The organism is Limosilactobacillus reuteri subsp. reuteri (genome assembly GCF_000016825.1).
Lineage (GTDB): Bacteria > Bacillota > Bacilli > Lactobacillales > Lactobacillaceae > Limosilactobacillus > Limosilactobacillus reuteri.
Window position 1 is genome coordinate 163,757 of record NC_009513.1, and the last position, 16,244, is coordinate 180,000.

General features: G+C 42.4%; 12 protein-coding genes and 2 rRNA genes (1 of these 14 cut by a window edge). All 14 read left to right on the forward strand.

The features are described 5' to 3' along the window. Nucleotides 1–73: 73 nt before the first annotated feature. Nucleotides 74–793, forward strand: a complete 720-nt coding sequence (gene purC, locus LREU_RS00690; protein ID WP_003669718.1) for a phosphoribosylaminoimidazolesuccinocarboxamide synthase — start codon at nt 74–76, stop codon at nt 791–793. Further along, nucleotides 794–1,042, forward strand: coding sequence for a phosphoribosylformylglycinamidine synthase subunit PurS (gene purS / locus LREU_RS00695; protein ID WP_011953374.1), 249 nt, complete (start codon nt 794–796; stop codon nt 1,040–1,042). It begins immediately after the preceding gene. Then, nucleotides 1,043–1,723 carry a phosphoribosylformylglycinamidine synthase subunit PurQ gene (gene purQ / locus LREU_RS00700; protein ID WP_003669722.1) on the forward strand — a complete coding sequence of 227 codons (681 nt, stop codon included), beginning with the start codon at nt 1,043–1,045 and terminating at the stop codon, nt 1,721–1,723. A 3-nt stretch (nt 1,724–1,726) separates the two neighbouring features. Further along, nucleotides 1,727–3,955, forward strand: coding sequence for a phosphoribosylformylglycinamidine synthase subunit PurL (purL, locus tag LREU_RS00705; protein WP_003669724.1), 2,229 nt, complete (start codon nt 1,727–1,729; stop codon nt 3,953–3,955). Continuing rightward, complete coding sequence (gene purF, locus LREU_RS00710; RefSeq protein WP_003669725.1) at nt 3,931–5,385, forward strand: amidophosphoribosyltransferase; 1,455 nt, start codon at nt 3,931–3,933, stop codon at nt 5,383–5,385. The genes purL and purF overlap by 25 nt, the downstream gene beginning before the upstream one ends. A gap of 4 nt (nt 5,386–5,389) precedes the next feature. Next, nucleotides 5,390–6,427 carry a phosphoribosylformylglycinamidine cyclo-ligase gene (gene purM / locus LREU_RS00715; protein WP_003669727.1) on the forward strand — a complete coding sequence of 346 codons (1,038 nt, stop codon included), beginning with the start codon at nt 5,390–5,392 and terminating at the stop codon, nt 6,425–6,427. A gap of 9 nt (nt 6,428–6,436) precedes the next feature. Next, nucleotides 6,437–7,009 carry a phosphoribosylglycinamide formyltransferase gene (gene purN, locus LREU_RS00720; RefSeq protein WP_003669728.1) on the forward strand — a complete coding sequence of 191 codons (573 nt, stop codon included), beginning with the start codon at nt 6,437–6,439 and terminating at the stop codon, nt 7,007–7,009. Between the two features lie 3 nt (nt 7,010–7,012). Continuing rightward, complete coding sequence (purH, locus tag LREU_RS00725; protein ID WP_003669729.1) at nt 7,013–8,551, forward strand: bifunctional phosphoribosylaminoimidazolecarboxamide formyltransferase/IMP cyclohydrolase; 1,539 nt, start codon at nt 7,013–7,015, stop codon at nt 8,549–8,551. A 15-nt stretch (nt 8,552–8,566) separates the two neighbouring features. Next, the gene (gene purD / locus LREU_RS00730; RefSeq protein WP_003669731.1) at nt 8,567–9,826 is read left to right on the forward strand and encodes a phosphoribosylamine--glycine ligase; all 1,260 of its coding nucleotides are present in this window, start codon (nt 8,567–8,569) and stop codon (nt 9,824–9,826) included. Between the two features lie 95 nt (nt 9,827–9,921). Continuing rightward, nucleotides 9,922–10,608, forward strand: a complete 687-nt coding sequence (locus LREU_RS00735; RefSeq protein WP_003665449.1) for a 2,3-diphosphoglycerate-dependent phosphoglycerate mutase — start codon at nt 9,922–9,924, stop codon at nt 10,606–10,608. 167 nt (nt 10,609–10,775) lie between these two features. Beyond that, nucleotides 10,776–11,825 carry an MFS transporter gene (locus LREU_RS00740; protein WP_003669733.1) on the forward strand — a complete coding sequence of 350 codons (1,050 nt, stop codon included), beginning with the start codon at nt 10,776–10,778 and terminating at the stop codon, nt 11,823–11,825. Between the two features lie 352 nt (nt 11,826–12,177). Further along, nucleotides 12,178–13,428 carry a tyrosine--tRNA ligase gene (gene tyrS / locus LREU_RS00745; protein ID WP_011953375.1) on the forward strand — a complete coding sequence of 417 codons (1,251 nt, stop codon included), beginning with the start codon at nt 12,178–12,180 and terminating at the stop codon, nt 13,426–13,428. A gap of 536 nt (nt 13,429–13,964) precedes the next feature. Next, nucleotides 13,965–15,540 (forward strand): 16S ribosomal RNA (locus LREU_RS00750). Nucleotides 15,541–15,743: 203 nt separating this feature from the next. Next, nucleotides 15,744–16,244, forward strand: a 23S ribosomal RNA gene (locus LREU_RS00755); it runs 2,422 nt beyond the window's last position. Together the 16S and 23S rRNA genes form the textbook arrangement of a ribosomal RNA operon.

Genomic DNA, 16,244 nt, shown 5'->3' on the forward strand with positions numbered 1-16,244 from the left:
TGTCATGAAATATCGAATTAATTTTCGGATATTAAAATAAATGTTCGTGTTTTACTGAAAGGAAGTTCCGTAAATGGAGAAGTTATTGTATACCGGCAAGGCAAAGCAAATGTGGCAAACTGAGGATCCAGCGGTTTTACGAGTAGTTTATCTGGACCAAGCTACCGCCCTCAACGGAAAAAAGAAGGATCACTTTACTGGTAAGGGTAAGGCTGCCAATGCTATTTCTTCCCTCGTTTTTGATTACTTAATGAAGCAGGGAATTGAGACCCACTTTATTAAGAAACTATCAACTAACGAAGACCTTGTAAAAAAATGTGAGATGTTCCCGCTTGAATTTGTAACGCGGAATGTAATTGCTGGTCATTTTGCGAGTCGGTATGGACTTTCAGAAGGGGAAGAGCTTCCTTCACCAGTTGAGGAAACCTTCTATAAAAGCGATGAACTTAATGATCCCTTTATCAATGAATCCGCAACGATTGCTCTTGAGATTGCCAGCAAAGAGGAGCTTGCGCAAATGTGGGGGATCTGTCGGAAGGTCAATAACTTACTTAAACCATTATTTGCCAAAGCTAATTTACGGTTGGTTGACTTCAAACTCGAATTTGGCCGTTTAAGTGATGGCAAGATTATTCTTGCAGATGAATTTTCGCCAGATAACTGTCGGTTATGGGATCTGACAACTAAGCAACATATGGATAAAGACGTATATCGACGCAAACTTGCTGATTTAACCCAAACATATGATGGGGTATTGGAACGGTTAGAAGCAGTGATGAAGGAGGAAGCATAAATGGTCAATGTTCGGATTTTCGTAACATATAAGCAATCAGTCTTTGATCCGCAGGGAGAAACAATTAAGGATGCGATCCATTCTCTAGGTCATGATGAAGTAACTGCCGTTAAAGTTGGGAAATTCTTTGACGTTACCTTAGACACAAATGAGGATGAGGTAGCAACGGCAGTAAAAGAAATTGACGATCAGCTCCTTGTTAATTTCAATATGGAAACTTATACATACCAAGTTATGGAGGAAGCCTAGATGAAAATTGCGGTGGTTGTTTTTCCGGGATCCAATTGCGATGTGGATTTATATGAAGCCCTTCATTCCGTTTGCCATGCAGATGTGGAGTATGTTTCTCACCGGCAAAAAAGTTTAGCTGGTTTTGATGCTGTGATGTTACCAGGAGGATTTTCCTATGGTGATTATCTACGAGCTGGCGCAATTGCTCGGTTTACCAATATCATGCCTGCAATAATCAAAATGGCAAATGAGGGAAAACCAGTCTTTGGAACGTGTAACGGATTTCAAATTTTGACAGAAGCAGGTCTTTTGCCAGGTGGACTCAAACGCAATGATAGCCAACGCTTTGTTTGTAAAACTGTTCCTTTAGAAGTAGTGAACTCGCACACTCTTTTTACTAGTCATTATCAGGATCACGAACGAATCGCATTACCAATTGCGCATGCCGATGGTAGTTATTATGCGGATGAAAAAACACTAGATGAACTTGAAGCAAATAATCAGGTTGTCTTTCGTTACGCGACTGAAAATCCAAATGGCAGTTTGCATAACATTGCTGGAATTACCAATAAGCACGGAAATGTCTTAGGCATGATGCCCCATCCTGAACGGGCAGTAGAAACTATTCTTGGTAGTACGGATGGCTTACGGTTATTTGAATCCTTGTTAGAAAACGGCAGAATTAAAGTGGAGGCATAGTTAATGAAACAAGCAATGACCCCAGAAGAGATTAAAGAAAAGAAACCATACTTAGATTGGAGCTTGACTGAAGCAGAATATGATTACATTCGTACCCAGCTCTTAGGACGATTACCAAATTATACTGAAACTGGCTTGTTTTCTGCGATGTGGAGTGAGCACTGTTCATATAAAAAGTCAAAACCGGTTCTGCGTCTCTTCCCTAATAAAAATGAGCGAGTATTGCAAGGTCCCGGAGAAGGAGCAGGGGTTGTTGATATTGATGATGGACAAGCAGTGGTATTCAAAGCTGAAAGTCACAATCATCCGACAACTGTTGAACCTTATCAAGGAGCGGCAACTGGTGTCGGTGGGATTCTACGGGACATTTTCAGCATGGGTGCACGACCAATTGCTTCCCTTGATTCCCTCCATTTCGGTGAATTAGATAATTCGACAACGCGGATGAAAGTAACTAATACCGTTCGGGGAATTGGTGATTACGGTAATTGTATGGGAATTCCTACAATTGCGGGTGAAACAACATTTGATCCATGCTACCAGGGCAATATTCTGTGTAATGCAATGAGTGTCGGCTTAATGGACCAGAAAGATATCCAGCAGGGTCGCGCTGCCGGAATTGGAAATGCAGTGATGTATGTCGGTGCTAAAACTGGCCGTGACGGAATTCATGGCGCCACCTTTGCTTCAGCAGACTTTAATGATGAAAATATGACGCAGCGTTCGGCGGTTCAAGTTGGTAATCCTTTTATGGAAAAACTCTTATTAGAAGCTTGCCTTGATCTTATTAGAAATCATCCTGACTGGTTAGTAGGAATTCAAGATATGGGGGCAGCAGGAATTGTTTCTTCAAGTGCGGAAATGGCTTCCGAAGGTCAAAGTGGAATGGAGCTAAATTTGGATCTTGTTCCGCAACGTGAACCCGGGATGTCGGCTTATGAAATTATGCTTAGTGAATCCCAAGAACGAATGCTTCTTTGCGTAAAAAAAGGCCATGAAGAAGATGTCAAAAAGATTTTTGATTTTTACGATCTTGAAGCGGTCACAATTGGCCGGATTACTGCGGGTCATGATTATGTTCTCTTTCATGATGGTGAAGAAGTATGTCATATCCCAGTGTCGAGTTTAACGGATGACGTACTAGAAGAAGAAAGCCTAGAAAAAAAGCCTGCGCGGATTGAATTAGCCGAACAGCAGCCAGCGTGGATTCCGGATATTGATAACGTTGCTGAAGTTTTAACTGCCTTGCTTGCTCAGTCAACGATTGCGGATAAAAGTAGTCTTTATCAGCAATATGATTCTCAAGTACGGACGAATACAGTGGCTGGTCCCGGGAGTGATGCTGGGGTTCTGCGGATTCGTGGAACACATAAAGGGTTAGCGATGACAACTGATGGGAACGGTCGGTTTGTTTACCTTAGTCCAGAAGTTGGTGGACAAATTGCCTTAGTTGAAGCGGCTGCCAACATAATTGCCAGTGGAGCCGAACCGTTAGCAATTACTGACTGCTTAAATTATGGTGACCCAACTGATCCAGAAATTTTCTGGGAACTTCATCAATCTGTCCAAGGGATGGCTGATGCTTGCCGTGAATTTAATACCCCAGTTATTTCTGGGAATGTTTCTTTATATAACGAAAACAATGGGCAAGCAATTCACCCGACGCCGATGGTTGGAATGGTCGGCCTGATTAAAAATATTGATCGCGTAATTCCTTCGTTTGTCCAACACCCGGGAGATAAGGTTTACCTAGTGGGCCAAACTCGTGATGATTATGCGGGGTCTGAGTTGCAAAAAATGATGACCGGTGATATTAGCGGAATTGTTGAATCATTTGACCTTCATCATGTTCATCAATATATGCAACGGTTATTGACAACGATGGAGAACGGCCTTGTTTCCAGTGCGCATGATTTGAGTGAAGGTGGCCTCGGAGTAGCTTTAGCAGAAACGGTCTTCAAAACTGATTTAGGGTTGAAAATTGACCTTGCTGATCAGCACACAGCTCGCCTGTTTAGTGAGACTCCTGGAAGATTTATCGTGACGGTTGCTCCTGAAAAAGCAACCGAATTCGAACAGGTATTAGGAAAAGATGCGCACTTAATCGGAGAAGTTACGAATAGTCACTGGTTAATGGTTAAACTGGCAAATGGTGAACTCAATGAAAATGTTGCGAAATTACAAGAAACATGGGAGGAGGCAATTCCGTGCCAACTGAAATCAAAGGATTAAATGAGGAATGTGGGGTCTTTGGGGTTTTTGATGCGGCTAACGCTAGTCAATTAACCTATTACGGCCTGCATACTCTTCAGCATCGCGGCCAAGAAGGAGCCGGCATTGTCTCAACTGATGGGACGGAACTTTATCAACACCGTGACCGAGGATTGTTGGCGAAAGTGTTTGCTGATCCGGCTGAGCTTAAACGATTAAAAGGAAACGCTGCGATTGGCCATGTGCGTTATGGGACAAGTGGACATAATTCGATTGCCAATGTTCAACCCTTCCTTTTTCACTTTCATGATGGTGCTGTTGCACTCGCCCACAATGGTAATTTAACTAATGCTGTTACCCTTCGTCGTGAATTGGAAAATGAAGGGGCAGTTTTCCAGTCAGATTCTGATACGGAAATTTTAATTCACCTTATCCGGAAATATATTAATGAAGGTTTTATTCCTGCTTTGAAGAAAAGCCTCAACCTTGTCCATGGTGGATTTGCCTACCTATTACTGCAAAAAGATCGGTTGATTGCGGCTTTGGATCCTAATGGGATTCGTCCTTTATGTATTGGAAGGTTAGAAAATGGTGCTTATGTTGTTGCTAGTGAGACTTGTGCTTTAGATATTATTAGTGCTCAATTTGTGCGTGATGTTTTACCAGGAGAATTAATAGTTATTGATAAAAATGGGTTACATATTGACCATTACACTACCCAAACTCAGCTGGCAATTTGCTCAATGGAGTATATCTATTTTGCCCGTCCTGATTCTATTATTCATGGGGTAACGGTACATAATGCGCGGAAACGAATGGGAAAGTTATTAGCAAAGGAACATCCGGTTGATGCTGATATGGTGATTGGAGTACCTAACTCATCGTTGTCTGCTGCTAGTGGATATGCTGAAGAAAGTGGCCTTCCATATGAAATGGGGTTAATAAAGAGCCAATATGTTGCGCGAACGTTTATTCAACCAACTCAAGAGTTACGGGAGTTAGGCGTTCAGATGAAATTATCAGCTGTCCGCGGAGTTGTAAAAGGAAAAAGAGTGGTAGTAGTCGACGATTCGATTGTGCGCGGAACAACTTCTAAGCAGATTGTCCAAATGCTAAAAAGAGCTGGGGCCAAAGAAGTTCATATGCTTATCTCCTCACCACCATTTAAGTTTCCATGTTTCTATGGGATTGACGTATCAACGCGTTCAGAACTGATGGCTGCTCATTACTCCATTGAAGAAATGCGGCAGTTAATTGGTGCAGATTCTCTTAATTTTTTGAGTATTGATAGTCTAATCAAAGCAATTAACGTACCAGACGCAGGAGATGCTCCTAATGGTGGACTTACCGTGGCTTATTTTGATGGGAAGTACCCAACACCACTTTATGATTATGAAAAAGGGTACTTAAAGTCGTTAAGCGAACAAGAGCGATTAGCAGGAAAGGGGTAAGAGGATGAGTCGTTATCAAGATGCAGGGGTAGATGTAAATGCCGGGTACGAACTTGTTCACCGTATTAAAGATGCAGTCAAATCAACTGATCGCCCAGGTGTGATTGGGGGAATTGGCAGCTTTGGGGGGATGTTTGACTTAGAAAAATTACAGGTGCAGCATCCAATTCTTGTCTCTGGTACTGACGGTGTAGGTACGAAACTCTTAATTGCTCAACAAATGAATAAGCACGATACAATCGGGATCGATGTTGTCGCAATGTGCGTTAATGATGTCCTGGCGCAGGGAGCGGAACCAATAACATTTCTCGACTATATTGCGACCGGCCATAATGATCCGGCTAAGATGGCAGCGATTGTTAGTGGAGTAGCAACTGGTTGCCGAGAAGCTGGAGCCGCTTTAATTGGTGGAGAAACAGCAGAGATGCCAGATATGTATGCAGCCAATGAGTATGACCTAGCAGGAACAGTAACAGGGATAGCAGAAAAAGAAGAACTTCTTACCACTGCTGGACCACAAAAAGGTGATATCTTGCTTGGACTCCCATCAAGCGGCTTGCATTCCAATGGCTTTTCCCTTGTCCGGCAGATCTTATTTAAGGATAATCACGTCAAATTAACTGATCGCCCAGAAGCATTGAGAGGAAAGACGGTAGGAGAAACGATCCTAACTCCTACTAGGATTTATGTTCAAGCGGTTTTACCACTAGTACATCGCAAATTGGTTCATGGGATTAGCCATATTACTGGTGGAGGATTGATTGAAAATGTTCCCCGAATGTTAGGAGATAACTTGCAAGCGGTGATTGATCCTGGTCGGTGGCCACAGCTTCCAGTCTTTGACTATTTGCGGGTGCTAGGAGGCCTTACTAAGGAGGATTGTTTCGAAGCATTTAACATGGGAATAGGAATGGTCTTAGCAGTAGCACCAGATCAAGTAGCACAAGTTCAAGAGATACTATCAAATAAAAACATGACAAGTTATCAAATTGGTTATCTTCGTCATTGTTTGCCAGATACAAAAAAGATTGTTATCAAGTGAGGGGTGTAAATGAGAGTCGCAATTTTAGCATCAGGAAACGGAACGAATTTTGAAGTCTTAGCACAGCACTTCAAAAATAATGATCTTCCTGGTGAATTAGCATTATTATTCTGTAATCATCCAGATGCTCCGGTAATGAAAAGAGCTGCCCGACTGGGGATTTCGGCAGAAAGCTTTACGGTCAAATCTTGTGGGGGAAAACAGGAATACGAGGAAAAATTATTGGGAGTGTTGAAAAAGTATCAAATTGACTTTATTGCCCTTGCTGGTTATTTACGAGTAATTGGGCCCACTATTTTAGATCATTATGCTCACCGAATTATTAACCTTCATCCAGCATGGTTGCCAGAATATCCTGGACTACATTCGATTGAACGGGCATTTGCTGATCAACAAGCACAGACAGGCGTCACCGTACACTATATTGATGCGGGACTCGATTCCGGCCCCATTATCGCCCAGGAACACGTCCCAATTTTACCAACTGATACTATTGAAACCTTAGAAGCACGGGTTCATGAAACTGAGCACCGGTTATATCCTGAAGCACTAAAGCAGGCATTAGAAAAGGAGCAACATTAAATTATGAAAAGAGCATTAGTAAGCGTTTCTGATAAGCAAAACCTGGTTCCATTCGTTAAAGGATTAGTTGAAAATGGTTTTGAAATTATCTCGACTGGTGGGACGAAGCGGGTTTTAGACGAAGCGGGAATTGAAACAATTGGGATTGAGGATGTTACTCATTTTCCGGAAATTCTTGATGGCCGCGTAAAGACTCTTAACCCATACGTCCATGGGGGACTGTTGGCTCGCCGGAACTTACCAGAACACATGGCAACCCTCGAAAAACTTAATATTACGCCAATCGATTTAGTCTGTGTTAATCTTTATCCATTTAAAGAGACGATCGAAAAGCCGGGAGTGGAAATAGCCGATGCAATTGAAAACATTGATATTGGTGGTCCTAGCATGGTCCGCTCAGCTGCTAAAAACTATCATGATGTAACAATTGTGGTGGATCAAGCTGATTACGATGAAGTCTTAGCCCAGATCAAAGAAGATGGTGAAACATCATTAGCAACCCGAGCACGCTTAGCAGCAAAAGCCTTTCGTCATACGGCAGCCTATGATTCCCTCATCTCTCAATACCTTACAAAACAGACAGGGCTTGAAGACCCAGAAAAATTAACCTTAAGCTGGGATTTAAAAGAAACAATGCGTTATGGTGAAAATAGTCACCAAAAGGCTTGGTTATATGAAGACGCGCTTCCTAAGGCTTTTTCAGTTTTACAGGCTAAACAATTACATGGTAAGAAACTTTCCTACAATAATATTAAGGATGCTGATGAAGCATTACGGTGCATTCGCGAATTTGATGAACCAACAGTTGTAGCGATGAAACATATGAACCCATGCGGCATTGGTCGAGGAGATAGTTTGGTTCAAGCTTGGGATCGTGCCTATGAAGCTGACCCTGTTTCTATCTTTGGGGGAGTGATTGCTCTTAATCGCCAAGTTGATTTAGTTACCGCCGAGAAAATGCACAAAATCTTTTTAGAAATTGTCATTGCGCCAGGCTTTGACGATGATGCATTTGAGTTGTTGGCAAAGAAGAAAAACATTCGCTTACTAACTCTGGACTTCAGTAAGAAGGATGAACCAACTAAACATGAAGTTGTTTCAGTGATGGGTGGGATGTTGTTGCAGGAACAAGACATGCTTAAGGAAGATTACCACGACTGGCAATGTGTTACTGAAAAGCAACCAACAGAGGAACAGCTTAAGACATTAATGTTTGCTTGGAAAGCAGTTAAACATGCCAAATCAAATGCGATTGTCTTAGCAAATGATGAGCGGACGTTAGGGGTCGGAGAAGGTCAACCTAACCGAATTGATTCATTAAAAATTGCCGTAAAACATGCTGGCGAGGCGATTGATGATCGGACAGTGATGGCATCGGATGCTTTCTTCCCATTTGGTGATTGTGTTGAATATGCGGGTCAAAATGGCATTAAGGCGATTGTTCAGCCAGGGGGATCAGTTCGCGATCAGGAATCAATTGAGATGGCAAATAAGTACGGAATTGCAATGGTCACAACAGGCATTCGTCATTTCCGCCATTAAAGCTAGGAGGGTATCATGGAAAAGCAGGTCAACGTATTAGTTGTAGGTGAAGGCGGTCGTGAATTTGCCGTGGCGAAAAAATTACAAGAAAGTCCCCGTGTTAAGCAAGTTTATTGTGCGCCAGGCAACGTGGGGATGTCGACTGTAGGAGTGGTTCCCGTTGCAATTGCGGAAACTGACTTTGCTAAGCTGATTCAATTTGCTAAAGAACATAATGTCGCGTGGACATTCGTGGGCCCTGAGGATTGCTTGGTTGATGGGATTGTTGATGAATTTAAGGCCGCTGGATTAAAGATTTTCGGTCCTGATGCGCGGGCTGCCCAATTAGAAGGTTCGAAAGACTATGCCCTTAATTTTATGAATAATTATCACGTTCCCACTGCCCGCCATGCGACATATCGGGATCAAACAGCAGCAATTAATAACGTTGGCCAATTTGGCTTTCCGGTAGTAATTAAAGAAAATGGTTTAGCAGGAGGAAAAGGGGTTGTCATTGCAAAGGATCGTGTAGAAGCAATTAAGACAATCAAAGAAATGTTTGTCAATGGTCAGGCGCGCCTTGTGATTGAAGAATGTCTATCAGGTCCTGAATATTCAATGTTTGTTTTGATTAGTAATGGTCACTATCGAATTTTGCCCATGGCTCAAGACCACAAACGAGCATTTGATGGCGATAAAGGTCCTAATACTGGGGGAATGGGGGCTTATAGTCCCTTGCCACAACTTTCCTCAGCTGTTCGTCAACAAATGATTGATGAAGTACTTAAACCAACAGTTGATGGTTTGGTGGCTGGCGAGTATCACTACCATGGGATTTTATATATTGGCCTTATTTTGACTGACGATGGTCCAAAAGTAATTGAATATAATGTTCGTCTAGGTGATCCAGAGACCCAGGTGATTTTGCCCCGCATGAAAACCGACTTGTTTGAACTTGTAGATGCAGCAATTAATGATCGACCATTACCAGAAGTTGAAGAAAATGAAGATGCTTGTTTTGGCGTTGTTTTGGCATCGAAAGGATATCCAACTAAGCCAATCCATGGACAAAAGCTGGGAACATTTCCCGTTGATCCCAATGTCACTATTGATTATGCAAATGTTGCTGGGACGATTAATGACTTAAGAGGGGCAGGCGGACGTTTACTAATGGTGATCGGGAAAGATGATTCTCTTCAAAAAGCCCGCGATCACGTTTACGACTACTTGCGCCAGCTTGATGAACCTGAATGTTTTTATCGTCATGATATTGGTGCAAAAGCTGGACTACAATAATTTCTTCATCACTATTGGCATTTGCAGGGGAATGGATTAAAATAATATGGTAATGCTGTTTATAGCGATTTTAAGAAGAAAGAGGTCAATTGAACATGGCTAAATTAGTATTAATTCGTCACGGTCAAAGTGAATGGAACTTATCTAACCAATTTACTGGTTGGGTTGATGTTGATTTAAGTGAAAAGGGTGTTGAACAAGCAAAGAATGCTGGTAAAGCCCTTAAGGAACACGGCATTGAATTTGACTACGCATACACTTCTGTTTTGAAGCGTGCTATCAAGACTTTGCACTATGCTCTTGAAGAATGTGACCAATTATGGATTCCTGAATACAAGACTTGGCGTTTAAACGAACGTCACTATGGTGCACTTCAAGGCCACAACAAGCAAAAGGCCGCTGAAAAGTACGGTGACGAACAAGTTCACATTTGGCGTCGTTCATACGATGTATTACCTCCATTGCTAAGTGCTGACGATGAAGGTTCTGCTGCAAAGGATCGTCGTTACGCTAACTTAGACCCACGTGCTATTCCTGGTGGTGAAAACTTAAAGGTTACTTTGGAACGTGTTATTCCATTATGGCAAGATGAAATTGCACCAAAGCTTTTGGACAACAAAAACGTTATCATCGCTGCCCACGGTAACTCTCTTCGTGCATTGAGCAAGTACATCGAAAACATTTCTGATGAAGATATCATGAACCTTGAAATGGCTACTGGTCAACCAGTTGTTTACGACTTCGATGACAAGCTTAACGTATTAAGCAAGGAAAAGTACTAAAATAAATTTACGATATTAAATTTGGAGAGGCGGGAAAGTTAAATTTCTAACGCCTCTTTTTTGTAGCCTTTTTTGAAAAAATATTGAAGATATTGGCGAATAAATTGAGCTTATAGTGAGTTGTGGTATGATTAACATCAGAATCTAATAAGGTGGAGAGAATTTAAATGAAAATGGAAAAACAACGAACACTCCCAATGAAGGAATTTTTCCCTTCATTGAAAGAACTGGTAAAGCCCAACTATTTAAAGGCAATGTGGCCAGTTGCAGGGGTATCAATTATTTTTATTGCTTTAGCAGCGATTTTAGCACTCCTTAATTCAAACATTGCTGCCTCGTTGAGTATGACAATGATGATGGTAATGTACGGAATGGCTTCCCCGGTTGCAATCTTGTTCTCATTATTAGAAATTGTAGGGATTGTCGCAATTATTGCTGCGTTAGCTTTCTTCTATACTTTCTTTGGCGTTGCTACTCAATATACATACCAAGATAAGATGGCTCATCCAGAACAACCAGTTAGTGCTGGCTCAATCTGGATGCACTATAAGCACTTGCGAAAGAATCAAGTATGGCGGATCGTGCTTTATATTGGATTGTTCACTTTCTTATGGAGTTTGCCCCTCAACATTGTTAACGCATTACTCTTGCCACATCTATCCGGAGTAGCCGCTGTTTATACGGGGTGGGCAATTCGCATCCTTAATGATATTGTCGTATTATGGAAGAGTATTGAATATTCTCAATCATACTTCCTTTATCGTGAAAAGCAGCCACAATTCCTTGGCCAATCAATGCGTTATGCCTTAACTGCTAGTCGGCGGTTCATGACTGGTCGAAAGTGGAACTACTTTGTAATTTTGTTTGTCTTAGAATTCCTTCCAATTTTTATCTGGACTTTAATTTTTGGTGGATTGGCATTTTACGGTGTTTACACGGCAACTTATGTCCTTACTTATATCGGAATCGTCTTAGTGATTGTTGGTATTTCCTGCTACCTTCCAGTGGTATATGCAATTCTTGCTTTATACTACAACAAGGCTCGAGCAGGAATGGAAATGGATGTGCTTTTCAAGGATACTTTTAAGCCAGTAGCTGAATTAACCGGTGAAGCTTATGTTCATGAAGTATATGTAGAAAAACAACCAAAAGAACAACCATCACCAACTGTGAAGCGCGAAGACGAAAAGAAACACGAAGCAAAAAAAGATGAATAGTGAAAAACGAGGCTGAAGGGTAACGAAATCTCTTCAGCTTTTTTGAATCTTAAATACTTCTTGACAGTAATCGTTAATTCCATGTACAATGACGGCAATAACCAAAGATGAAGAAGTAATCTTAGTAGTAAGCGGTTGGACATTTAGGAAGCAAGTGGTAACTGTAAACTTTGCCAATGCCGTTATACGAATTACACTTACGGAGTCTTTCAGTATTTGAACGGATCGTCTCGTTATCGACTAGAGTGGTAGCTAGCTAGCTGCAATCAAGGTGGTAACGCGGTAAATCGTCCCTGACTTCATTATTTGAAGTTGGGGATTTTTTGTATCCGAGAAACTTATGGAGGTAAACATGGATATTCTTAATGAACTAGAATGGCGTGGGGCTATTAACCAAGTTACAGACGAAGAAGGTCTACGCAAATTAACATCAGAAGATAAAATTGCTCTTTACTGTGGAACTGACCCAACCGGGGATAGTCTTCATATTGGACACCTAATTCCATTTATGATTTTGAAACGGTTCCAATTAGCTGGTCACCACCCAGTAATTATTATTGGGGGAGGAACGGGTGCAATTGGTGATCCATCCGGTCGAAAGTCAGAACGGCAGCTTCAAACAATGGATCAAGTTCACCACAACGAAGAAGCATTAACTGCTCAAATGAAGAAGTTGTTTGGAACTGAAAACTTCACAATTGTAAACAACTATGAATGGTTATCAAAGATCAGTTTATTAGACTTCCTTCGTGACTACGGTAAACTGTTTAACATTAACACCATGTTAAATAAGGAAGTAGTAGCAAGTCGGTTAGATGCTGGTATTTCATTTACTGAGTTCACTTACCAAATTCTTCAATCGGTCGATTTCCTTCATCTTTACCGCCACAACGATGTGCAATTACAAATTGGTGGCTCCGATCAGTGGGGAAACATCACTGCCGGGATTGATTTGATTCATAAGGTTGAAGGGCCAGATACTAAGGTTTACGGACTTACCATTCCATTAATGCTCAAAGCTGATGGAACTAAATTTGGAAAGACCGCGGGTGGTGCAATTTGGCTTGACCCAGAAAAGACTTCTCCATACGAATTTTATCAATTTTGGATTAATCAAGATGACCGTGACGTTATTAAATACTTGAAGTACTTCACTTTCTTATCAAAGGAAGAAATTGATGACTTGGCAGAAAAAGTTGAAAAAGAACCATGGAAGCGAGAAGCTCAACGTCGCTTAGCCCAAGAAGTAACTAAATTTGTTCATGGCCAAGAAGCAGTTGAAGAAGCAGAACGGATTAGTAAAGCATTGTTCTCTGGGGATGTTGCTGATCTTTCTGTTGCAGAAATTGAACAAGGCTTCAAGAATATGCCTTCAGTAGATGTAGAAAATAAGAAAGAAAATATTATTATTTGGCTAACTGATAATGGTATTGAACCTTCACGCCGCCAAGCTCGGCAAGATGTATCGAGTGGGGCTATCAGAATTAATGGGGAAAAAGTTGATGATGTTGACGCCGAGATTGATCCCCAAGCGCATTTTGCTGGTAAGTTTGTGATTGTCCGTAAGGGTAAGAAGCACTATTACTTAGCTCGCGTAAAATAAACTAGACCAATCGTTAGGAAATACGTTCTTAAAAGATAATTTAAGGGCGTATTTTTTATTTTTAGATGCAAAAAACAAATTTTACTTATTCAAAAAATAAAAAAGTTCAGTTTTAAAAAATAAATTCAAAAAGTTGAAAAAAGGTGTTGACGAAAGAATGAAATCCATGTATAGTAGTTATCGTTGTCGAAACAGTTAAGTGCTGTTGAGATGGTTTAACAAAAAAGTTAAAAATAATTGTTGACATCTGATTGACGACATGATATATTAATAAAGTTGCTGATTGAGTTATCGATCAAAAGAAATTCAAAATTAATTAAAATTTCTTCTTGACAAGCTAATCTGATATATGTTATAATAATTATGTTGATTGGCTGCTTGATTAGCCAACAGGTAGACCTTTGAAAACTGAACAAAGTTTCGACGAATCAAATGTGTAGGGTCTTCAATCACGATGTGATTTGAAGCAAAACATTTGCGAAGTCAATTCGCTTAATAACAAAGATAATTGAGAGCTATTCAAGTTCTTATATATTTTATATGAGAGTTTGATCCTGGCTCAGGATGAACGCCGGCGGTGTGCCTAATACATGCAAGTCGTACGCACTGGCCCAACTGATTGATGGTGCTTGCACCTGATTGACGATGGATCACCAGTGAGTGGCGGACGGGTGAGTAACACGTAGGTAACCTGCCCCGGAGCGGGGGATAACATTTGGAAACAGATGCTAATACCGCATAACAACAAAAGCCACATGGCTTTTGTTTGAAAGATGGCTTTGGCTATCACTCTGGGATGGACCTGCGGTGCATTAGCTAGTTGGTAAGGTAATGGCTTACCAAGGCGATGATGCATAGCCGAGTTGAGAGACTGATCGGCCACAATGGAACTGAGACACGGTCCATACTCCTACGGGAGGCAGCAGTAGGGAATCTTCCACAATGGGCGCAAGCCTGATGGAGCAACACCGCGTGAGTGAAGAAGGGTTTCGGCTCGTAAAGCTCTGTTGTTGGAGAAGAACGTGCGTGAGAGTAACTGTTCACGCAGTGACGGTATCCAACCAGAAAGTCACGGCTAACTACGTGCCAGCAGCCGCGGTAATACGTAGGTGGCAAGCGTTATCCGGATTTATTGGGCGTAAAGCGAGCGCAGGCGGTTGCTTAGGTCTGATGTGAAAGCCTTCGGCTTAACCGAAGAAGTGCATCGGAAACCGGGCGACTTGAGTGCAGAAGAGGACAGTGGAACTCCATGTGTAGCGGTGGAATGCGTAGATATATGGAAGAACACCAGTGGCGAAGGCGGCTGTCTGGTCTGCAACTGACGCTGAGGCTCGAAAGCATGGGTAGCGAACAGGATTAGATACCCTGGTAGTCCATGCCGTAAACGATGAGTGCTAGGTGTTGGAGGGTTTCCGCCCTTCAGTGCCGGAGCTAACGCATTAAGCACTCCGCCTGGGGAGTACGACCGCAAGGTTGAAACTCAAAGGAATTGACGGGGGCCCGCACAAGCGGTGGAGCATGTGGTTTAATTCGAAGCTACGCGAAGAACCTTACCAGGTCTTGACATCTTGCGCTAACCTTAGAGATAAGGCGTTCCCTTCGGGGACGCAATGACAGGTGGTGCATGGTCGTCGTCAGCTCGTGTCGTGAGATGTTGGGTTAAGTCCCGCAACGAGCGCAACCCTTGTTACTAGTTGCCAGCATTAAGTTGGGCACTCTAGTGAGACTGCCGGTGACAAACCGGAGGAAGGTGGGGACGACGTCAGATCATCATGCCCCTTATGACCTGGGCTACACACGTGCTACAATGGACGGTACAATGAGTCGCAAGCTCGCGAGAGTAAGCTAATCTCTTAAAGCCGTTCTCAGTTCGGACTGTAGGCTGCAACTCGCCTACACGAAGTCGGAATCGCTAGTAATCGCGGATCAGCATGCCGCGGTGAATACGTTCCCGGGCCTTGTACACACCGCCCGTCACACCATGGGAGTTTGTAACGCCCAAAGTCGGTGGCCTAACCTTTATGGAGGGAGCCGCCTAAGGCGGGACAGATGACTGGGGTGAAGTCGTAACAAGGTAGCCGTAGGAGAACCTGCGGCTGGATCACCTCCTTTCTAAGGAATAAAACGGAACCTACACATCGAAGAAACTTTGTTTAGTTTTGAGGGGTTTACCCTCAGAGCTTGTACTTTGAAAACTAAATACTATCTAATTTCTTTATTAACAAAACAATAAACCGAGAACACCGCGTTATTTGAGTTTTAATTAACGAATTATAATCGCTAACTCAATTAATCAGACAATCTTTGATTGTTTAGGTTAAGTTATGAAGGGCGCATGGTGAATGCCTTGGTACTAGGAGCCGATGAAGGACGGGACTAACACCGATATGCTTCGGGGAGCGGTAAGTACGCTTTGATCCGGAGATTTCCGAATGGGGAAACCCAATCAGCTTAGTCGCTGATTACTTGACTAGTGAATACATAGCTAGCAAGAGGTAGACGCAGTGAACTGAAACATCTTAGTAGCTGCAGGAAGAGAAAGAAACATCGATTCCCTGAGTAGCGGCGAGCGAAAAGGGAAGAGCCCAAACCAACAAGCTTGCTTGTTGGGGTTGTAGGACTGAACATTAGAGTTACCAAAGTGCGACGTAGTCGCAACAGTTGGGAAGCTGTGCCATAGAGGGTGAAAGCCCCGTAGACGAAACGTCACACTCTCTGTTCAGGATCCTGAGTACGGCGGGACACGTGAAACCCCGTCGGAACCCGCGAGGACCATCTCGCAAGGCTAAATACTCCCTAGTGACCGATAGTGAACC